The sequence below is a fragment of the Chryseobacterium sp. MYb264 genome (genome assembly GCF_035974275.1).
Lineage (GTDB): Bacteria > Bacteroidota > Bacteroidia > Flavobacteriales > Weeksellaceae > Chryseobacterium.
Genome location: NZ_CP142422.1, coordinates 4,498,362 through 4,520,542, shown reverse-complemented (window position 1 = coordinate 4,520,542; position 22,181 = coordinate 4,498,362). Strand labels below are relative to the sequence as shown.

The 22,181-nt window shown below is 35.8% G+C and carries 18 protein-coding genes; 10 read left to right on the top strand and 8 right to left on the bottom strand.

Annotated features, from left to right (window positions below):
- Positions 1–3 precede the first annotated feature (3 nt).
- Both VUJ46_RS19755 and VUJ46_RS19750 read right to left on the bottom strand, forming a co-directional pair.
- On the bottom strand, positions 4–309 hold the full coding sequence (locus tag VUJ46_RS19755; RefSeq protein ID WP_326982394.1) for a type II toxin-antitoxin system RelE/ParE family toxin: 306 nt from the start codon (positions 307–309) through the stop codon (positions 4–6).
- Entirely contained in the window at positions 296–541 is a 246-nt protein-coding gene (locus VUJ46_RS19750; protein WP_326982393.1) for a hypothetical protein, read from the bottom strand. The genes VUJ46_RS19755 and VUJ46_RS19750 overlap by 14 nt, the downstream gene beginning before the upstream one ends.
- Before the next feature lie 85 nt (positions 542–626).
- Here VUJ46_RS19750 and VUJ46_RS19745 point away from each other — a divergent pair, with 85 nt between their 5' ends.
- From VUJ46_RS19745 to recG, 6 genes are all read left to right on the top strand, one after another.
- Positions 627–2,282, top strand: a complete 1,656-nt coding sequence (locus VUJ46_RS19745) for a peptide MFS transporter (protein ID WP_326982392.1) — start codon at positions 627–629, stop codon at positions 2,280–2,282.
- 135 nt (positions 2,283–2,417) lie between these two features.
- The gene (locus tag VUJ46_RS19740; protein ID WP_326982391.1) at positions 2,418–4,304 is read left to right on the top strand and encodes a peptide MFS transporter; all 1,887 of its coding nucleotides are present in this window, start codon (positions 2,418–2,420) and stop codon (positions 4,302–4,304) included.
- A 61-nt stretch (positions 4,305–4,365) separates the two neighbouring features.
- Positions 4,366–5,364 (top strand): PDDEXK nuclease domain-containing protein, encoded by a 999-nt coding sequence (locus tag VUJ46_RS19735; RefSeq protein WP_326982390.1) that lies wholly within the window; start codon positions 4,366–4,368, stop codon positions 5,362–5,364.
- Positions 5,365–5,380: 16 nt separating this feature from the next.
- Entirely contained in the window at positions 5,381–6,892 is a 1,512-nt protein-coding gene (locus VUJ46_RS19730) for a peptide MFS transporter (RefSeq protein ID WP_326982389.1), read from the top strand.
- 40 nt (positions 6,893–6,932) lie between these two features.
- Positions 6,933–7,466 (top strand): thioredoxin family protein, encoded by a 534-nt coding sequence (locus VUJ46_RS19725; RefSeq protein WP_326982388.1) that lies wholly within the window; start codon positions 6,933–6,935, stop codon positions 7,464–7,466.
- A 72-nt stretch (positions 7,467–7,538) separates the two neighbouring features.
- Positions 7,539–9,623 (top strand): ATP-dependent DNA helicase RecG, encoded by a 2,085-nt coding sequence (gene recG / locus VUJ46_RS19720; protein WP_326982387.1) that lies wholly within the window; start codon positions 7,539–7,541, stop codon positions 9,621–9,623.
- Between the two features lie 611 nt (positions 9,624–10,234).
- Here the strand turns inward: recG and VUJ46_RS19715 are convergent.
- The 4 genes from VUJ46_RS19715 to dapA form a co-directional block, all read right to left on the bottom strand.
- Positions 10,235–10,672: a response regulator gene (locus VUJ46_RS19715; protein ID WP_326982386.1), complete on the bottom strand. Its 438-nt coding sequence runs from the start codon at positions 10,670–10,672 to the stop codon at positions 10,235–10,237.
- A gap of 7 nt (positions 10,673–10,679) precedes the next feature.
- The gene (locus tag VUJ46_RS19710) at positions 10,680–11,246 is read right to left on the bottom strand and encodes a helix-turn-helix domain-containing protein (RefSeq protein WP_326982385.1); all 567 of its coding nucleotides are present in this window, start codon (positions 11,244–11,246) and stop codon (positions 10,680–10,682) included.
- 295 nt (positions 11,247–11,541) lie between these two features.
- Positions 11,542–12,054, bottom strand: a complete 513-nt coding sequence (locus VUJ46_RS19705) for a GNAT family N-acetyltransferase (RefSeq protein ID WP_326982384.1) — start codon at positions 12,052–12,054, stop codon at positions 11,542–11,544.
- 116 nt (positions 12,055–12,170) lie between these two features.
- The gene (dapA, locus tag VUJ46_RS19700; RefSeq protein WP_326982383.1) at positions 12,171–13,043 is read right to left on the bottom strand and encodes a 4-hydroxy-tetrahydrodipicolinate synthase; all 873 of its coding nucleotides are present in this window, start codon (positions 13,041–13,043) and stop codon (positions 12,171–12,173) included.
- Between the two features lie 192 nt (positions 13,044–13,235).
- Between dapA and VUJ46_RS19695 the strand changes: the two genes are divergently transcribed.
- Genes VUJ46_RS19695 through recO form a run of 4 tightly spaced genes read left to right on the top strand, consistent with a single transcriptional unit; the run spans position 13,236 to position 17,884 of the window.
- Positions 13,236–14,003, top strand: a complete 768-nt coding sequence (locus VUJ46_RS19695) for a 5'-nucleotidase C-terminal domain-containing protein (protein ID WP_326982382.1) — start codon at positions 13,236–13,238, stop codon at positions 14,001–14,003.
- Positions 14,003–14,953, top strand: coding sequence for a bifunctional metallophosphatase/5'-nucleotidase (locus VUJ46_RS19690; protein ID WP_326982381.1), 951 nt, complete (start codon positions 14,003–14,005; stop codon positions 14,951–14,953). The genes VUJ46_RS19695 and VUJ46_RS19690 overlap by 1 nt, the downstream gene beginning before the upstream one ends.
- A 1-nt stretch (position 14,954) precedes the next feature.
- A complete protein-coding gene (porZ, locus tag VUJ46_RS19685; protein WP_326982380.1) occupies positions 14,955–17,198 on the top strand; it encodes a type IX secretion system anionic LPS delivery protein PorZ in 2,244 nt (747 codons plus the stop codon).
- Positions 17,198–17,884, top strand: coding sequence for a DNA repair protein RecO (recO, locus tag VUJ46_RS19680; protein WP_326982379.1), 687 nt, complete (start codon positions 17,198–17,200; stop codon positions 17,882–17,884). The genes porZ and recO overlap by 1 nt, the downstream gene beginning before the upstream one ends.
- Positions 17,885–17,982: 98 nt before the next feature.
- Here recO and VUJ46_RS19675 read toward each other — a convergent pair whose 3' ends face one another.
- Positions 17,983–20,637, bottom strand: a complete 2,655-nt coding sequence (locus tag VUJ46_RS19675; protein WP_326982378.1) for an MGH1-like glycoside hydrolase domain-containing protein — start codon at positions 20,635–20,637, stop codon at positions 17,983–17,985.
- A gap of 567 nt (positions 20,638–21,204) precedes the next feature.
- Entirely contained in the window at positions 21,205–22,014 is an 810-nt protein-coding gene (locus VUJ46_RS19670) for a glucose 1-dehydrogenase (protein ID WP_326982377.1), read from the bottom strand.
- Between the last annotated feature and the right edge of the window lie 167 nt (positions 22,015–22,181).

Genomic DNA, 22,181 nt, shown 5'->3' with positions numbered 1-22,181 from the left:
TTTTTATTTTCTGTCTTTCCATTCTTCGGGGTTTCTGGAAGCATGGAAAACAGAATATATTTCAATTACATTTTTTTCTTCATCATAAAAATAATGAACTCCAAATGGAAACTTTTTCAAAAATACTATCCTGTAATTTTCATATCTAATTTCGCAGGAAAGAGGATTTTCAGAAATATATTTTACCTTTTCTTTAAAATCTTTTAAAAATACCCAAATTAGTTTTTTATTTTTTGCGTTATACCATTCGGTAATCTCCTTCAAATCAAAATCTGCATTTGCGGAAATTACTGTTTTAGCTTTTTTCATCTAATAATTTTTTTTCAAAATTTTCGATAAAATCATCAAAATCCAAAAGCGATTCCGGATTTTCTTTTGCATATTGAGCTCTTTTTCTCACCTCCTCTTTTTGCCATTCGGGAATTGAAAAATCTTCCTCAATAGTTACTGAAATGGGTTTATTTTTAAAAGCAGCTTTTATACTTTTTATTAAATCTTCATTGATTTCATCGGGAGAAGATAAGTGAAATACTGTATTCATAATTCGGTTTATTTTATCCAAAGTTAATAAAATTCTATTATTATTTTTAAAATTCTATATTTGTGAAATTTGAAATTTATCAACTATGAAGACTAAACATCCTAAGGGATTGCCTTTCCTCTTCTTTACGGAAATGTGGGAACGTTTCGGGTACTATCTTATTCTCGGAATTTTTGTGTTGTATGTGATTGAGCCCACGGGTTTAAAAGGAGGTTTAGGGCTTCCCGACAAAACTGCCGACGACATTTTCGGAACCTATATTGCTTTAACTTATTTAACACCTTTCATCGGTGGATTTTTAGCGGACAGAGTTTTAGGATATATTAAATCGATTTATTTGGGAGGAATTTTAATGGCTGCCGGATATATCGGGATGGGTGTTTTCAAAGATTTGACCTTATTTTATTCTTCATTAGCCTTAATTATCATCGGAAACGGTTTCTTTAAACCAACGATTTCTACCTTATTAGGAAATTTATATTCCGAAGAACCTTATAAAGCCAATAAAGATTCCGGATACAATATTTTTTACATGGGGATCAATATCGGAGCGTTTATTTGTAATATTATTGCAGCATTCATGAGAAATAAATTCGGTTGGGGTGAAGCCTTCATCACGGCCGGAGTCGGAATGCTAATCGGTATGGTGATTTTTACGATTGGTAGAAAACATTATATTCATGCCGCTCAAATGAAACCTGTACAGGAAGGTGATACCAAGCTTTCTGAAATTATGTTGAAAGTTTTCGTTCCTGCTATTATTGCCGGAGTTATCGGTTGGTTTATCCCTGATAACATATTTGGAAGCGACAGTACAGATGCCTTTATTTTTGCCTGTATTCCTGTGATTTATTTTTACGCTTCTCTTTATTTCAAAGCAAAACCGGAAGAAAAATCATCAATTGGAGCTTTGCTATCAGTTTTCTTGATCAGTATGTTTTTCTGGGCAGTTTTCAAGCAAAACGGAACAGCCTTAACAAGATGGGCTAATTATTACACGGAGAGAAGTGTTCCTGCAGCATTAGAAAAACCATTGGAAGATATTTATATGGTGGACGGAAAAAGCTACGAAAACAAGGAAGTTCCTGTTTATAATGATCAATATCAGTCTCAGAAAGACAAAGATGGTAAGCCTCTGAAAGAGCAGGGAAAAGATGTTTACTTTAAAAATATCAATCCGGAACAACGTGCTGATTTAGAGAAGAACCCTGAGAAAAAGGTTTATTTATATAATACAGAATTATTTCAATCCATCAATCCGTTTTGGGTAATTGCATTAACGCCAGTTGTGGTTGGGTTTTGGGCATTACTGAGAAGAAAAGGTAAAGAACCTCTGACTCCGACGAAAATTGTTTTAGGACTTTTCATTTCAGGTTTATCCTGTTTGGTAATGGTTTTAGCAGTTTGGGCCGGAGATAACGGAGCTGTAAAAGTTTCGCCTTGGTGGTTGGTAGCCAGTTACGGAGTCATCACCGTCGGGGAACTATGTCTTTCTCCAATGGGATTATCTTTTGTTTCAAAGCTTTCACCTGCGAGAATTACCGCTTTGATGATGGGAGGTTTCTTCCTTGCCAACTCAGTAGGAAACAAGCTTTCAGGAATTTTAGCAAGTACATGGTATAGCTATGACAACAAAATGAATTATTTTCTTGTAAACTTCGCTTTGCTGGTATTTGCTACACTTTTAGGTCTTTCGATGCTGAAAAAATTAAATAAAATCATGAAAGAAAAAGGACATTAATCCTTATTTATAATAAACAAAATTAAGCTGTAGAATCACTCTGCAGCTTTTTTATTTAATTATAAAATTAAAACCTTGCCGAAAACACAAAAAAAACTATATTTGTCAGTCTTAACAAAAAATTAACGATTAAATATGGATACTGTTCAACAGAAAGGTCACCCTAAAGGTCTATGGGTACTATTTGGTACAGAAATGTGGGAGCGTTTCAACTTCTATGGAATGAGAGCTATTCTTACATTATTTATGGTAAATGCTCTTCGTTTAGGAGAATCAAATGCATCTATCATTTATGGTGGATTTTTAGCATTATGTTATTTAACGCCGCTTTTAGGAGGATTTATAGCAGACAAATTCTTAGGAAACAGATATTGTATCCTTTTAGGAGGGACTTTAATGGCAATCGGGCAGTTTTTACTTTTTTATAGTGCAACTATTTTCGACGGCAGCTTAGAAACCTCTAAAATAGCATTTTGGTTAGGTTTATTAGTTATTATTTTCGGTAATGGATTCTTCAAACCAAATATTTCATCGATGGTTGGTAGCTTGTATCCAGCACAAGAAAAATCGAAACTAGATTCTGCATTTACCATTTTCTACATGGGAATTAATATCGGTGCTTTGTTGAGCCAATATTTTGTTCCAATCATTGCAGACGTTGTTGTAGACGGGCAAAGAGATATTTTCGTTTTTAAATGGGGATATTTAGCAGCGGGTATCGCAATGGTTTTAGGAACTTTAATATTTTTATTTCTGAAAGACAAATATGTTGTTACTCCTGAAGGAAAGCCAATCGGAGCAGTACCTTCTAAAACAAACAACGTAGAAGAAGATGGTGAAAAGGCAAAATTTTCATCTTTATCTTTAGGAATTACTGCAGCATTATTTGTTGTTCTCTTCTTTGTTTTCAGATATCTTCACGTAAATGAAGTATTTTTCAGCAAATTTGAGATAGGAAGTTTAGTAAAAGGAATTATTTATCCAATTATATATGCTTCCGGGATTTCTCTTGCAATCCTTATTCTTATGGATAAAGCTTTAACAAAAGTAGAAATCCAAAGAATTCTGGTAATTTACATTGTATCATTCTTTATTATATTCTTCTGGGCTGCATTCGAGCAAGCCGGATCTTCATTGACTTTCATTGCGGATTATCAAACTGATAGAAAATTTTTATTCGGTTGGGAAATGCCTGCATCAATGGTACAGATTTTCAATGGATTATTCGTAGTTATTTTAGCAGTTCCTTTCAGTATTCTTTGGGATAAATTGAGAGCTAAAGGAAAAGAACCTGTATCTCCGCTTAAACAAGCAATGGGATTAGCATTAATTGCTCTTTCATACTTTATTATTGCTTACAACGTAAAGGACCTAGGAAACAGTGGTTTACTAGCTATCAAATGGTTAGTATTACTTTATTTCATTCAAACTTGTGGAGAACTTTGTTTATCACCAATCGGATTATCTTTGGTAGGTAAATTATCTCCAAAAAGATTTGCCTCATTATTATATGGTGTATTCTTTATTTCTAATGCCGCTGGTTATGCTTTGGCAGGAACATTAGGTTCTATCTTACCTGCTACAGGAGACAAATTTATGGCTGCAGAAAAACAGGGAATTGATTTACAGGCTGTTTTAGATAAAAAACATGACGCTTCTCCAAAAGAGTTATTTATATTGGCACAATATAATCTTGCTAAAGTTGATAAAGAAAAATTAGATAAAACAAAGATAAAACTTACTGATATTATCGAAGGGAATACTAAAAAGATTAATGAAATAAAGAAAGTTGATAAAAAAGCAGAGATAAAACCTGAACAACTTTCTTATCCTTCTGATGCTGAATTAAGTAAATTAAAATCTGAAAATATCATTAAAGTAGAATATAATACTTTCGCAGGATTCACAATCCACAATCTATTCGAATTCTTCATGGTATTCGTAGTTCTTTGTGGTATTGCTGCTGTGATTTTGGCATTAATTTCACCCATCTTAAAGAAAATGATGCACGGTGTAAACTAATTCGCATCGATAAAAATACAATGAAAACCTCTGCTAAGTCAGAGGTTTTTTTTATTTTCGTATGATGGAAATTTCCGAAGATTCTTTATTTCAATCCGTAAAAGAGATTATTACCCAGTCGCGCGAAAAAGTTTTTCGAATAGCGAACTCTACCCTATTGCTTACCTATTGGCAAATCGGAAAGCTTATTGTGGAAGACGAACAGCGGGGAAAAGAACGTGCAGAATATGGAAAATATACCTTAAAAAATCTTTCTAAAAAGCTAACTCTGGAATTTGGAAAAGGCTTTGATTATACTAATCTTTCCAATATGCGTAAGTTTTATACTGCATTTCCAATTGTTGACGCATTACGTCAACAATTGAGCTGGACTCATTACAGATTATTAATAAAGCTTGATAGTTCAGAAAAAATGAATTATTATATCAATGAGTCCATTCATAATAACTGGAATTACAGAGATTTAAAAAGACAAATCAATTCACTGGCTTACGAAAGAGTTTTACGACATAAGAAAAATACCAATGAAAACATTCAAAGTGTTTTAAAAGACCCTTATATTTTTGAATTCTTAGGTTTAAAAGCCAATGAAAAAAACTCCGAAAAAGATATCGAAACGGCGATCATCGATCATATTCAAAAATTTCTATTAGATTTTGGAAAAGGCTTTGCCTTTGTTGGAAGACAACAACATATTTCCACGGATACTTCTGATTTTTATATTGACTTGGTTTTTTACAACTATATTCTAAAATGTTTCGTGATTATTGATTTAAAAACCGGAGAGCTTTCACACCAAGATATTGGTCAAATTGATATGTACGTAAGAATGTATGACGATCTAAAACGCGGTGAAGATGACAACCCTACCCTCGGAATTTTACTTTGTTCTGAAAAAGATGAAACCATCGTAAAATATTCAGTTTTGAATGATAAAAACAATCTTTTCGCAAGTAAATATCTTTTATACCTTCCCACAGAAGAAGAATTAAAACAAATCATTGATCAGGACAGAATTCGTTTTGAGCTGGATCAGGAAGATAATAAAAATTTAAATTAAAATTCAATCATATAAAATGAGCTTAACTTTAGATGAAATACAAAATTTCAAAGGAAAATACCCTAAACAAATATGGAGTCTGTTTTTCTCTGAAATGTGGGAACGTTTTTGTTTCTACGGAATGCGCGGAATGCTGGTATTCTTCATGATCTCTCAACTTAATTTTCACGAAAGTGAAGCCAACCTTCAATATGGAGCTACCCAGGCATTCGTTTATGCTTTTACCTTCGTTGGTGGGCTTTTCGCAGATAAAATCCTTGGATTTCGTAAATCTCTTTTTTGGGGCGGAATTTTGATGATCGTCGGGAGCATTATTCTGGCGATCGATCCACATACTCATTTCTTTTTAGGAATTGCATTTACCGTTGTAGGAACCGGTTTTTTCAAGCCAAATATTTCGTCAATGGTTGGTCAGCTTTATAAACCTAATGACTCAAGAGCCGACGCGGGATTCTCACTTTTCTATGCAGGAATCAATCTTGGAGCCTTGCTCGGAGGATATTTATGTATCGCAATCGGAAAAGGAGAACTTCTTGCCAACCAGATTCCTGAAGAATTAAGATGGCATTTAGCATTCGGTTTTGCTGCTGTTGTAATGGTCGTAAGCTTAATTAATTTTGTATTTACCCAAAGAAGTTTAGGCTCTATCGGGCTTCAGCCAGGGCATCCTGAAAACGAAGTAAAATCTGCCCCCATTCCGAAATGGCAGGAATACGGAGTTTATGTTTTATCATTGATCTTCGTTCCGATCATTATGACGATGGTTGCTAAAACAGAATACACCGATTATTTTATGTGGACCATCGGCCCATTGACCTTGATCTATTTATTCTACGAAATGACAAAAGTAACTACGGCTGAACGTAAAAAATTATGGGCAGCACTTGTTTTCATTTTATTTTCGATTCTATTCTGGGGAATTTACGAACAAAGTGGAGGTTCATTAAGTATTTTCGCCGCTAAAAATTTAAATAAAGATCTTCTTGGGTTAGATCCGAATGGAGTTAATAATTCAGGAGGTGCTTTCTTTATTATCTTTTTAGCCCCATTAATTGGATTGCTATGGATTTGGTTGAACAAAAGAAAAATTGAACCGAATACAATTATAAAGTTCGGTTTAGGATTTATTTTCCTGGGTCTTGGTTATTATGTTTTGTTTGCCACCAGACTTTTCGCCAATCTTCAGGGGATTACATCTTTAAATTTCTTTACCATTGCTTTATTAATCATCACTTTGGGGGAATTATGCCTGTCTCCTATAGGATTATCCATCATGACAAAACTTTCAACAAAAAATCTACAGGGAATGATGATGGGAATGTGGTTTTTGGCTTCAGCCTATGGGCAGTATGTTGCCGGCATCATCGGAGCAGGTTTAGCCACCGCAAAAGAAGGCTCTACCAACTATGATGCTCTCATCACTTATACTGATGGATATAAACAATTGGGATTATATGCGGTGATTGCCGGAGTGGTATTAATTTTGATATCTCCGTTTGTGAAAAAATTAATGCAGGAGGTCAAGTAAGATAAGTTATTATGCTTATTTTTACGTAAAATATCAAATTATGAAAAAAACAATAAGCATCGTATTACTTTTCTTTTTCAGCTTCAGCTTTGCACAGGTAAAGTGGATGACAATTGAAGATGCCTTAAAAGCTCAGAAAGAGCATCCCAAGAAAATACTGATTGACTTTTATGCGGACTGGTGCGGCCCCTGTAAAATCATGGATAAAAAGACCTATGGGCACCAGGTTATTGCAGATATACTGAATCAAAATTATTATCCTGTGAGATTTAATGCTGAAGAAAAAAAACCGATAAAAATTTTCGACAGGACTTTTACAAATCCTAACACCGAACAGAAAAAAGGAAGAAATTCTTTGCATGAGTTTACTCAGTTTATGAATGTAGCCGCCGTTCCGAGTACTGTTTTTCTAGATGAGAAGGGAGACCCTATAACCATTTTGCAGGGGGAATTATCAGCCACAGAACTTGAACCTTATTTAGAGTTGATTTCCAATAACCTATACAAAAAAATCCGAAGCCGTGACCAGTGGGAGGATTATCAGAAAAAGTTCAAATCCAAAATAAAAGATTAAAAATATAAGACTTTCAAAACTGAAAGTCTTTTTTACTATCTATTTTTTCCCGAAATTCGTGGTTCTTTTTACATGAATTTAGAAACCTCCATAGAATATGTTAAGGGGATAGGCCCCGAAAAAGCCAAACTCATTAAAAGTGTTTTAGGCATTGCCAATGTAGAAGATCTTCTGAACTTCTACCCTCTCCGTTATTTGGATAAGAGCAAAATTCACAAGGTTTATAATCTTCAGGAAAGCAGCCTTGAAATACAACTGAAAGGTAAAATCACTAATATTCAGGAGATCCAGACCGGAAAAACAAAAAGACTTGCTGCAAAATTCAATGATGAAACCGGTTCTATGGATCTGGTATGGTTTCAGTATTCAAAATGGCTGAAGGAACAAATTCCGATCAATAAAGAAATTTACATTTTTGGAAAGATCAATGTATTCAATAATCAATATTCAATGCCACATCCGGAAATTGAAGTGGAAGAGAATAAGGAGAATGATCTTCGTTTAAAACCCATTTATCCGAGTTCGGAAAAGCTTACAAAAAGAGGGTTGGGACAGCGTTTTTTCCAGAATATCCTGAGAAATATATGTAAGGAAATTCCCAATTTGATTCAGGAAAATATGCCTGAATACATGATAAAACATTTTAAGTTTTTATCAAGGCAACATACGTTTTTAAATATTCACTTTCCAAAAGACCTGGAGTATTTTGAAAAGGCCAATTATCGTTTAAAATTTGAAGAATCTTTCTTTTTTCAGCTGGGATTCGCTTTAAAAAAGCTTCACCATAAAACGCAGTCGCACGGAAATCCGTTTCCGATTGTGGGAGATTATTTCACTGGTTTTTATGAAAATCACCTTCCGTTTGAACTGACAGGAGCTCAAAAAAGAGTATTAAAGGAAATTCGTCTCGATATGAAAAAGCCGATCCAGATGAACCGCCTTTTACAGGGAGATGTAGGTTCAGGTAAAACAATGGTGGCTTTACTGACCATGCTTATCGCGATGGATAATGATTTTCAAAGCTGTTTAATGGCTCCTACGGAAATCCTTGCGCAACAGCATTACAACGGTATCAAAGATCTATTGACGGAAACCGGGATCAATATTCGATTATTAACAGGTTCTACAAAGGCGTCTGAAAGAAAACGGATTCATCAGGAACTGGAAAGCGGAGAACTTTCCATTTTGGTTGGAACGCACGCCGTTTTGGAAGATAAAGTTAAATTCAAAAACCTTGGTTTAGCTATTATCGATGAACAGCATAGATTCGGTGTGGCACAACGTGCCAAACTTTGGGCAAAAAATAAAATACCTCCGCATATTCTGGTCATGACGGCTACGCCTATCCCCCGCACTCTGGCGATGAGTTTCTATTCAGACCTCGATGTTTCTGTCATTGATGAATTGCCAATTGGAAGAAAACCTATTATCACAGCCCACAGACGTGAAAAAGACAGAAGGTATGTCTATGATTTCTGCCGTGAAGAAATTCAGAAAGGAAGACAGATCTATTTCGTATATCCATTAATCGACGAATCTGAAACATTAGACTATAAAAATTTAATGGAAGGGCTGGAAAGTATTATGGATAATTTCTCAAAGTACAATACCACCATGCTTCACGGGAAAATGAAACCCGCTGAAAAGGATGAAGCCATGAATTATTTTGCTTCGGGAAAAGCGGAGATCATGGTGGCTACCACGGTAATTGAGGTCGGCGTCAATGTTCCCAATGCTTCTGTGATGGTAATTGAAAGTTCGGAGAGGTTTGGTCTGTCTCAGCTGCATCAGCTGCGAGGACGCGTAGGTCGTGGTGCGGAACAGAGCTATTGTATTCTGATGACCTCGGACAAATTGTCCAGCGACAGCAGAACCCGTATTAAAACTATGGTGGAGACCAATGACGGTTTTAAAATCTCAGAGGTAGATATGCAGTTGCGGGGTCCCGGAGATATCCTCGGAACCCAGCAAAGCGGTGTTGTAGATTTTAAAAGATTGGATCTTGTACAGGATTCCGATATCATTAAGCTGACCAAAAAAACGGTTGAAAAAATTCTCGAGACAGATCGACTTTTGGTAAGACCCGATCATCAGATCATAAAAAATTATTATCTGAGATCCTACCGGGGTAAAAATAAGTGGAGTAAAATTTCTTAGGAACACAAAAAAACCGCGAAAATATGACTTTCGCGGCCCCCTTATAAAACTGTTATTTAGAAGAAATTTACTTTTTGGTTTCTCTGAAAATTTATTTTAATAGTTGAATCGCTTCATACATTAATATTTTGTGGTGTGGTGTCTTGATATAAAGTTGCATTTGAGGGATATTTCAGCTACAACTATTAAAATAAATATGAAAAAACAAAATGAACTATGTTTCCAATTTGCATTATTATAAAAACTAACTGAGACTTTCATTATAGGAAGTAATATCCCGTAACTACTCGCAAGTTTTCATGATTGTACCGTTTTTTTTAAAGATCTTCTTCGCTTATAAATTGGAAAACTGTATAATTCATTTTGTTTAACTAACATTGTGATTTATATAATTCAGTCCTAAAATTTGAAATAACTTAATCATGCATTTTATTTTTAAATATGAATGAATTTGTGTTGCTATTTTCTTATTACAAAAGTGACAATATAAGTTGAAAATACTTTTATATGATTTCAGTTTTTAATTACAAAATTTTCACTTTTGTGTGAATATTATGCTTCAAATATTAAATTATGGTTAATAAATGAAACTTCTGAAAGCCTTATCAGCATTATATTTTTAAGATAAAATTATCCATATTTAATCCTGAAGTATAATATTGCCAATTCACTGTTATCACTTCAGAAACTTTCTTTTTAAAAGCTGATTCATTCTCTGTTCTTTTAATGGAAACATTTCCATTGTTAACAAAGAAATCATCTATTTCATCATCTGAAATTTTTTCTGAATAGATAACTGTAATTACTTTATAAAGATTTTCTCTCTTTTTAATTTCATATAGCAAATCATTCTTAAAAATATCATAATTAATGAAAATTATTTCTGGAGCAAGAGTTTCATCATTATCAAGATGCTCAAAAAATTCGTTTGAATCTTGGAATGCCAACAACTTGACCCCCACTTTTGACTCGTTAAAAATATTTTTAAACAGTTCAATATTTTCCTCTGCATCATCAACCAACAGAATATTCAGGTATTCTTTATTCATATGTCTATTAAAAGTTTAGTGATAAACTTTGTGCCTTTCTTCTCTTCGCTACAATCTTATGGAACTGGGAAGGTGTTATCCCTGTCGTATTTTTAAACTGCGTACTCAAATGAGCCACACTGGAATAATTAAGCTTATCGGCAATCTCAGTAAGGCTTTGCTTATTGCCAATAATAAGGCCTTTAGCGTGCTCTATCTTCTGCAGAATAATAAAGTTCTCAATAGACGTAAAAGTCACTTCTGAAAACAGATTTGAAAGATATCCGTAACTATGGTTCAGCCTTTCAGCAATATAGATTGAAGCTTTCACAGAAACCGTTTCATCTGAAAAAACAAGTTCTGCAATAGCATCTTTTATTTTTTGCACCAAAGCAATTTTCTGACTTTCAATAATCTCGATTCCGTATTCCTCAAGATTTTTCTTGAAGACATTATGCTGTTCTTTGGTAAATGATTCATAGAATTCTACTTCGCCAAAGTTAAGCAGACGGTATCTAAGCCCTTGCTCTTTAAGCTTTTCATCCAATACCTTTTTACAAAGAGCATTAAAATCAAATTTAACGTACATTTTCATCCCGATATAGTGTGTAAAATTTTCAAGTAAATATAAAAACTTTATTTCATATAAAAGTGAATTAGTGTAAATTTTTATAAAAATTTGTTAAAAAACAAAAACTCCTGCATTATTGAATACAGGAATTTAAACACTAAGGATGAAAAAAATATACCGATAAGAAGCTCTGACAGCTTAAAACCAAGCATATGAATGTACTATTTTTGAAATATTAATGCGTGATTAGATATATGACAAAGATGGGCTAAAAAATAACTTCACATGTTATAGAATTATCATTTAATATTACAAAATTTTAAGTCATTTGCTCGTGAATTAAAAATTCCATCAGGTAGTCATCCATGAAAAAACCTTTCCCAATATCGAAAATACCCTCATCATATACAGTGAAACCCTGAGATTCATAAAATCTTTTTGCCGGATTATTTTTATTGACATTTAATATTATTCTATCGTCTCCATTTTCGTACACTCTTTCCTTTAGAAACCGCAGGGCTTCCTTTCCCCATCCTTTTCCTTTGACCTCCGGAATCAGATAAATTCTGTGAAGCTTGGTGGTTTTTTCTTCGTAATGATTTTCATATCCTATAAAACCTCCAAATGAACGATCAGTTTCGCCTTCTATCAAAAAATAGTGATAATCTGGTTGGTGGAGATGGCTTGCAATTTCCGCTTCAGAATACATTGTTCCAAGCATATATTCCAACTGTTCTTCAGAAAGTATTTCAGCGTAAGCATTTTCCCAGGATCTTCTTGCCAGATCCTGAATTAAAGGAATATCAATTTCTGTAGCTTTTATAAATTTCATGTATTTAAATTGTAAAAATTAAAAAAGGTGAAAAGTTCGAAACTTTTCACCTCTGTTTGTTTTATGATCACTGTAAGATTCACAATGTACTGCAAAGCAAATTGACTATTTACATTTTAAATGTTCGCCATTTCTGCTTTAATCTTAGCATAAAGACCTTCTGAAGCCGGAATTAAAGGAAGTCTCAAATAATTTTTAATAATTCCTTTTTCAGCTAAAACAGCCTTGATACCGCATGGATTTCCCTCAGCAAAAATCAGTCTTGTGATTTCTACCAATTTGTTGTGAATTTCGTAAGCCTCCTCCACTCTTTTATCCAAAGCCAATTGAACCATTGTTGAAAATTCTTTAGGATATCCTTGTCCGATCACAGAAATTACTCCTGCCCCACCCGCTAAAGTTACAGGAAGTGTGTATTCGTCATCACCAGAAACTAAGTTGAATCCTTCAGGTTTTTTTCTTAAAATATCGAAATACTGAAGAATATTCGGGGCTGCTTCTTTAATTAAGAATAAATTCGGGAAATCTTTTGCCAGACGTAAAGTCGTCTCTGCTTCAAGATTTTGTCCTGTTCTGGAAGGGACATTATAGATAATGATATTTTTCCCTGTGGAAGCCAGCGCTTTATAATGTTGATAAAGCCCTTCCTGATTAGGTTTGTTATAGTAAGGAGATACAGAAAGTACCGCTTCAAATGCAGAAAGATCTGCTTCTTCAATCTGTTTTTTTACCTCAAGTGTATTATTACCACCAATTCCCAAAACCAAAGGAAGGCGTTTGTTGTTTACCTTAACGATATGGTCTATCACCTGTTTCTTCTCCTCAGCAGAAAGCGTCGCAGCTTCCGCTGTGGTTCCTAAAACAACCAAATAGTTGGTTCCGTTCTCGATATTAAAGTCAACCAGTTTAGTCAAACTATCGAAATCAACGGATAAATCTTCATTAAAAGGCGTTACCAGTGCAACACCTACTCCTTTGAACTTGCTCATCTGTAAGAATTATTTTTGTCAAATTTAATAATTTAAGCTAAGAATTTATCATAAATAATAATGTTTTATTATACATATAATTATATTTGCATATACTAAAAGATATTAGGGAATTGCTGCCATTAAAACAATGGATATAAAAACAGAAAAAGGTAATTTCAAAGGGCTTTTATAAAAAATAATTTACTGTATATGAAAAATAAATTCTTGTTACTAGGAATTGTTCTGACTACTCTTTCTGCATGCAGGACGGCCTCATCCGCTTCTTCCATTCAGCTTACGGAGGTAAAAACTCAGAAAAATATTTCTATTAATAATGAGCTGAGGAATGATGAGGAGTTTGTAAAATTTATTGAGCCTTATAAGCAGAAACTGGATAAAGAGATGAATCAAAAAATCTCCCACACCAGTATAGATCTTACCAAACAGGGTGATAATAGCAATTTAGGTAATCTTTTAGCAGACTATACCTACGAAGGAGCTGATGAATGGGCAAAGAAAAACCTTCAGAAAAATGTCGACGCCGCTTTGATCAATATCGGAGGAATCCGTACAACGATTGGAAAAGGGGATATTTTGCTTAAAAACATTTTTGAAGTGATGCCTTTTGAAAATGAGATAGTTATTGTAAAAATGAAGGGTTCAGAGTTAAAAGGTCTGTATGATTACTATGCAGAACATCAGGTAAACAATCCGGTTTCCCATTTAACCATTGAAACCAAAGACGGACAATTAACGAAGACTTTGATCAATGGAAAGGCAGTAGATCCGGCACACGATTATTATATTGCTACCTCCGATTATCTGGCATTGGGCGGTGACAATATGAAATTTTTCTCGCGGGGAGAGTCCATTGCGACAGGCATTAAAATGAGAGATCTTTTCATTGATTATTTCAAAAAAAATCCCGAAGTAGTGGTTAATAATGATGTTCGTTTAAATTTTATCGGTAAGAAATAATGGATAGAAAAAAGTTTTTAAAAGCACTAGGTGGCGGAACTTTGGCAATGGCTTTAGCTCCCAATATGATGATGGCAGAAGAATTAAATATTCTTGATCTGAAATCCGCAAACAAACTGACTATTCTTCATACCAACGATCAGCACAGCCGGATAGAACCATTTGATGCAAGCTATACCCGAAATCCCAATCAGGGAGGTTTTGCGAGAAGAGCCACTTTAATTCAGCAGATCAGAAATCAGGAATCTAATGTTTTACTTCTTGATTCCGGTGATATTTTTCAGGGGACTCCCTATTTTAATTTCTTCGGAGGCGAACTTGAATTTAAATTAATGTCGATGATGAAGTACGATGCCTCCACTATGGGAAATCATGATTTTGATAATGGACTGGACGGGTTTTTAAAGGTTTTGCCCAATGCAAATTTTCCTTTCATCTGTTCGAATTATGACTTTAAAAATACAATCCTCGACGGAAAAACTTCTCCCTATAAGATTTTCAATAAAAACGGAATCAAAGTTGGGCTTTTCGGCGTCGGAATTCAGTTAGACGGATTGGTTGGCAAAAAACAATATGGGGAAACGGTTTATTCAGATCCTATTGATGTTGCCCAACATTATTCCAACTTCCTGAAAAACGAACAGAAATGTGATCTTGTGATCTGCCTTTCACACATCGGTTATGATTACAAAGATGAACCCAATAAAATAAGTGATAAAATCCTGGCGGCTCAAACCGATAATATTGATATTATTCTCGGCGGGCATACCCACACCTTCTTACCTCAACCTGAAAGTTTCACCAATAAATCCGGTAAAAACGTTCTGGTAAACCAGGTGGGGTGGGCAGGTCTTCTCTTAGGAAGGATAGATTTTTATTTTGATACTCATAAAAACGTAAAACATATTTCCTGGAATAATCAGGTAATTGACAGCAGCATAATAGCATAATATGAAAAAACTTTTAATTTCTCTTGGAATTTTAGCCTCCCTGCAGTGGGTACAGGCACAAAATATTTCTTCAAAAAAGTGGACCGATCTGTTTTCATACAACAACGTACTGGTCATGAAAGAAGGTGGTGGTAAAATAGTGGCAGCCACAGAAAACGGAATCTTTTTTTATACCATTTCGACAGGAGAAATTACAAAGTTATCGAAAGCCAACGGCCTTCATGATGTGAAGATCTCTGCATTTGACTATAATCCGCAAACCAATATGGGACTTGTAGGATACCAGAACGGCTCTCTGGATGTTATTACCCCGGACGGAGTAACCTATGTAGTAGATATTCCGCTGGCAACAGGATATACAGGAAATAAAAAAATCAATCATATCTCCATTAACGGAAATAAGGCGACTGTTTCCGTAGGGTATGGCGTTTCAGTCTTTGACCTATCAAAGAAAGAGTTCAACGATTCTGCGTTTTTCATTAACGGAGGAGTATATGAGGCAAGTAACGAAGCGACAATCTTTGATAATAAGGTATTTGCAGTCACCAATTCGGGTTTAAAAAGTCATGAAATCAATACCAATTTTCCGGTTTATACTACCTGGACTACAGAGATGGCAGGATCATTCAATCAGATAGATTCAGAATCTGTGCTTTCTTTCGGTTCTGCCACTTCAGCCTATCTCTATAACAATGGTACACCAACCGCTTTACCGGTTAGTTTTTCAGCCATTCGTGATGTTGTGGTAACAAATAATGATATTATCGTTACTGATGCCAACAGAATCTATACCTTCGGAACAAACGGTGTTTCCTCAGGAAGCGTCGGCCTCGCTGAAGATTGTAATACAGCGACCCGGGTGAATGGAAAAGTATATGGAGGAACCAAACTTTCCGGGATTAAAACTGAAGATAATATGATCTTCAAACCAGATGGTCCCTATAATAATATTTCCTATAAAATATCTTTATTAAATGACCAGATATGGGTCTCCACAGGAGGAAGGCAGGCCTATAATGATAATCCGGCAGGCCGGAATATGGGCTATTACCACTTCAACGGTACTCAATGGAATTATCCTGAATATTTTATCAATAATCCCATTGGTTTCAATATTCTCGATGTTGCCCCTAATCCTTCAAATCCTGCAGAAGCTTTTTTTATCAACCACAGCTTTGCGACCAACCAGAAAGGCATTTATAAAATGGAAAATGATGTCTTTAAGAAGGTTTACAAAAACAATGACTCAGGTCCATTTAATAACCGTCCGGCGGGGATAAGTTTTGATGAAAATAACCAGCTTTTTGTGTCTGTAGGTCTTGTAGACAGCCCCCTTGGTAATGTAGGATATTACGTGTACGACCGAACTGCTGATGATTTTACATTAGTTCCCATCATTTCTGCCGGAAATGCCCAGAAGCCTTTAACCAAAAACGGGATCCTTTATATTCCGAGTCCTTTTTTTGATCCTGGAGGATTGATTATGAAAGATTACGGAACGAATCCGCTCTCCACCACGGCACCTTATAAAATTGTGAAAAAAGATAATGGTCTGCCAGCGAGCGGAACTGTTTCCGTTAGTGTGGACAAAGACGATAACGTATGGATAGGTACCCGATTGGGGCTTAGAATTCTTTCTAATCCCAAAGCCGCAATTACCGATTCATCCCCACAGGCTAATCCTATTATTATTGAGCAGAATGGTCTGGCAGAAGAACTTTTCAGAGACAGTACTATTCTACAAATCGAATCGGATACAGGAAATCAAAAATGGGTTTCTGTTGAAGATGGAGGTGTTTATTACCTTTCGTCCAACGGAGAGCAGACCATCAAACACTTTACAAAAGAAAATTCTCCCTTGCCCACCAACAGTGTTACGGATATTAAAGTAGATAGCAAAACGGGGAAGGTATACTTTGTAACCCTTGACGGAATTGTAGCCTACCAAGGAGATATCGGAGATGTTACTTCAAAATTCGGGAACGTTCTGGTGTACCCCAACCCTGTCGTTTATTCTAATTTCAAAGGGAAAGTCACCATCAAAGGGCTTGCTGAGAAAACCAATATACGTATTGCCGATGCAGCAGGAAATGTTGTGCATTCTGCCGTGGCAAGAGGTGGGTATTATGAATGGGATCTTATGAGCATGAAGGGGAAAAGAGTGGCTTCAGGAATATATTTTGTCCTGATGACCAATGAAGACGGTTCCGATAAAGCAACTGCCAAAATAGCGGTAGTCAATTAATGAATTCACAAAACGGATTTTTAATTTCATACTTAAAATACGGAGAAAATGATGCTGTTTTGCATTGTTTCACAGAAGAAGACGGCTTTCAGACTTTTTTCTTAAAGGGCATGTATGCCAAAAGAAACAAGAAAAAAGCCTTACTTCTGCCGTTGAATCAACTCAGTTTTTCCCTGACCCCCGTTAAGGGAAACGGGATACAGACTATTTCTAAGTTCGAACTCCTAAAAAATAATGATATTTATACGGACGTAAAAGTAAATACCATTATATTCTTTATTTCGGATTTTTTGAATCATATTCTAAGAAATGAAAGTAAAAATATGAGTATTTGCCGGGAAATTGAAGAATTTATCAGTGAATTAACTGAAAAAAATTATCAGGCACATCTCGTTTTTTTAATTAAAATTTTAAAGATTCAAGGGGTATCCCCATTGATTGGTGGTGAAGATTTTCTTGACCCTGAAACCGGAACTTTCTCATCAACAGCTCATCATCAGTTATTCGACAATACCATTTCACTGATCTGGAAAAGCATTTTACAATCTGAAAATCCATATGAAATTAAGATTCGTTCCTCATTTCGAAAACAATTTTTAGACAGTATTTTGGTGTATTATCATTATCATATTACGGACTTTAAAACACCGGTGTCTCTGGAAGTTATTCAGGAGATATTTCAGTAATAAGGCTTACAAACTATTTCGTTTTTGCGTTTAGTTATTTTTCCTTAACCTAAAAGATTTTAAAAACCAGCAACTATCAGCTAAAAACAATTCAACTACTATTCCGCATCATCCGGCATTTCAGTTTCCGATTCCGCGATTTCTTTTTTAGAAAATCTAGGTTGCAGAATTTTTGCAATTAAGCCAGTCCAACCCGTTTGATGAGAGGCTCCTACTCCACGTCCACTGTCTCCGTGAAAATATTCATAAAATAAAATATAATCCCTGAAATCGGGATCGGTTTGAAATCTCGGATACTGCCCGTTGAAAGGACGATTTCCATTTTCATCTTTTAAAAATAATTTAGACAACCTTTTGCTTAAAGCATCAGCAATCTGATCCAGATTGGAATAGTTTCCGCTTCCTGTTGGATATTCCACGAGAAAATCAGGGCTGTAATAGAAAAAAAAGCGCTGCAGACTTTCTATAATTAAAAAGTTGACCGGAAACCAGATCGGGCCGCGCCAATTGCTGTTCCCCCCGAAAAGACCGCTGTCACTTTCTGCCGGGGTATATTTTACCGTGTAATCTGTTCCGTTTAAATTTAAAGTATAGGGATTTTTTTCATATTCTTTCGATAAAGCACGAACACCAAAATCACTTAAAAACTGGTCAGGATCTAACATCCGGCTCAACAGTCTTTTCAGTCGGTGTCCCCTTAATAGAGAAAGTAAATGCTTTGAATCTTCCCCTTTTACTTCCCAATGGGAAACCAATGCTGCCAATTCAGGCTTATTTTCCAAAACCCACTGCATCCTCTTCTTAAAATTCGGTAGTTTCTCAATCATTTCATCATCAATAACTTCCACGGCAAACATCGGAATCAAACCAACAATCGTTCTCAGTTTTAAATACATATGATTGCCGTCATTTGAAGCAATGGCATCATAGAAAAACTCATCTTCCTCGTCCCAAAGGCTGAAACATTCGTCGCCCATATTATCCAGCGAATTGGCAATCGCCAGGAAATGTTCAAAAAACTTCATCGCCATTTCTTCATACACATTGTTGTAAAGTGCCAGTTCCAGAGCAATTCTCATCATATTCAGAGCGAACATGGCCATCCAGCTTGTCCCATCAGACTGTTCCAGCTGTTCACCATTCGGAAGCGTTGTATTCCGGTCGAAAACTCCAATATTATCGAGTCCTAAAAATCCGCCTTCAAAGATATTATTACCGTTAAGGTCTTTTTTATTCACCCACCATGTAAAATTCATCAACAGCTTTTGAAAGGCACTTTCAAGGAATTCGAGATCCGGTTTTTCCTTAAAATATTCATCTATTTTAAAAACCCTGAACACGGCCCAGGCGTGTACCGGCGGATTAACATCACTGAAATTCCATTCATAAGCCGGAAGTTGCCCGTTGGGATGCATATACCATTCAAAAAGGAATAATTTTAACTGATGCTTAGCAAAATCCGGATCGATGAGAGAAAAGCTGATGGTATGAAAGGCCAGATCCCACGTGGCATACCACGGATATTCCCATTTATCGGGCATGGAAATAATATGTTCATTGTTGAGGTGCTTCCAGTCGTAATTACGGATCTTCTCACGGGATTTTGGAGGTTTCGTCTGGGCAGGGTCTCCTTTCAGCCACCGCTCCACGTTATAGTGATAAAACATTTTATTCCATAACATTCCCGCAAAAGCCTGTCGTTGCACCAGTTTCTCATCCTCTGACTGTATTCCCTGCTGAATTTCATTATAATATTCATCGGCTTCTTTTTGCCTTGAATTAAAAATTTCTTCAAACCCTTCAAACGGCTGTTCCAGTTCTTTATCTGAAATTCTGAATTCAAAAGTTTTTGTTTCTTTAGGGTTAAAATCCGCATCTATAAAAAATGAAGCCTTAGTTCCTGTGTTAGCAGGATTCACTGCCTTTGGATTTCCGTTGATGACAAAATCATTAATTCCATTTTTGGGATAATTTGAATTCCCGGGACACTGATAGATATTCTCATTATCGGTTTCATTATCACAAAACAGCACATTCTCCGATTGACGGGCATATATCTTTTTTATTTCTACATCCTTATGACTGATTTGTATAGAATTTCGGACCTCAGATTTCATTTGTGGCCGATAATCGTTGTATCCCCAATTCCAGGTATTTCGGAACCAAATGGTCGGAAGAATAATTAATGAAGTTTGATTTTCTGATTTGTTGACAACGGTGAGCCTCACCAGAATATCATGCTGACTTTCTTTGGCATATTCAATGAAAATATCGAAGTATTCATTCTGATCGAAAATTCCGGTGTCGATGAGTTCATATTCAGGTTCATCTTTGGTTCTCTCGGCATTTGTTTGTACGAGATCTTCGTAAGGAAAAGCATTTTGAGGATATTTGTACAGCATTTTCATGTAAGAATGCGTTGGTGTAGAATCGAGATAATAAAAATATTCTTTAACATCTTCCCCATGATTTCCCTGATCATTAGATAAACCAAAAAAACGCTCCTTCATCATTTTATCTTTCTTATTCCAGAATCCGACAGAAAAAACGAGCTTTTGAAGGTCATCACAAATGCCACAAATTCCCTCTTCCCCCCAACGATAGGTTTTAGCTTCGGCAATCTCGTGGTTGGTGTAATTCCATGCGTCTCCATTTTCGCTATAATCTTCGCGAACCACACCCCACTCCCTATTGCTGACATAAGGTCCCCATTTTTTCCAGCTGACGTCGGATAATCTTTCTTTTTCTTTCATAAGTTTTATAAATGATGATTGATTGGTGATATATGATTAAGATAAACCTCATAGGTTTTTAAAACCTATGATTTTATTGCGCCGAGTTTTCATTCTATAATTTAGCTTTTATTTGTCATTTCATAGGAATCTAAGTTATCATTTTTTCAGATTATATTTCTGATACTAAGTCTAGACTCCTGCGAAATGAAGAATTTACGATTATTTCTTGGCAGTCTTTTCTTAATAACAAATCTCAATAAAAATTTTGTAGAGATTCGCCCTTCGTCAGAATGACAGACTGAATGATTATTTTTTTAATTGACAATTGAAACGAATTCACTATTGACCATTGACTTTCAAATGAAGAGTGAATGGTGAATTTTGCTTTGCAAGTCAATCGTGAATTGATATCCAATTTAAAAATTAACAAGTGACATAAATTCACTATTGATCATTGAATTTCTTGTATTTTCGGCTACACTGCGCCCCGGATTGAACGGCCTGTCTGAGCTCTTTTTGTAAGCGTTGGGCCCAGCAAAGGCACAAAAAAGCGAGTAGTGAAAGCCGGAAATGTGCGCCCAAAACCTAACCTCCCGTTGAAAAACTTTCAAAAGTCGTCATCCCGCCATCCACGAAAATACTGGTTCCTGTGATATAATCTGCCAGATCGCTTGCAATGAAAGCGGCTAAATTGCCGATGTCTTCCGGTTGACCAATTCTGTTGTAGGGAATTAAATTTAATAATGAGTTTAAAGCTTCCGGTGTACTCCAGGCATCTTTATTGATCGGTGTTTGAATAGCTCCCGGACATATTGAATTGACCCTGATCTTATCTGCTCCGTATTCCTGAGCCAAAGTTTGCATCAACATCCGGATCGCCCCTTTGCTTGATGCATAATTGGCGTGACCCGCCCAGGGAATAATCTCGTGAACCGAACTGATGTGGATGATCTTTCCGCAGGCAAGGGAACGTGAAGTATCTATTCCGCGGCGAAGAAATTCTTTGATGGCTTCTCTGGCGCATAAAAACTGACCGGTGAGATTGATCCCGATAACGGTATTCCATTGATCGAGGGTCATTTCGGTGAATTTTGCATCTTTCTGAACCCCGGCATTGTTGATGAGAATATCTATCGTCCCCAATTGGGAAACCACCTCCTGAAACATTTTTACGACCTGATCTTCTTTGGAAACATCGCATTGGTAAGTGATTCCATTTCCACCGGCATCGGTAATTTCTTTTAAAACAGCTTTTGCTTCTTCAGTAGACCGCTCGGATGAATGATTGACAATGACTGTGGCTCCGGCCGAAGCCAGTGATTTTGCAATTCCTGAACCTATACCGCTGGAAGCTCCTGTTACCACAGCTACCTGATTATGAAGTGATATTTCCATGTTTTATTATTTGATGTTACACCAATTGAGTTGAAAGGATCACGCCAAACAGGAAAATTCTGAATTAAAAGTTTCTTAAATTTTGAGGCTGAATAAGTTTTGGCTAAAGCCATTTTGATGTTTATCAATGAAAAAACAGTCTAAAGCCCGTTCTTAATTGAAGGGAA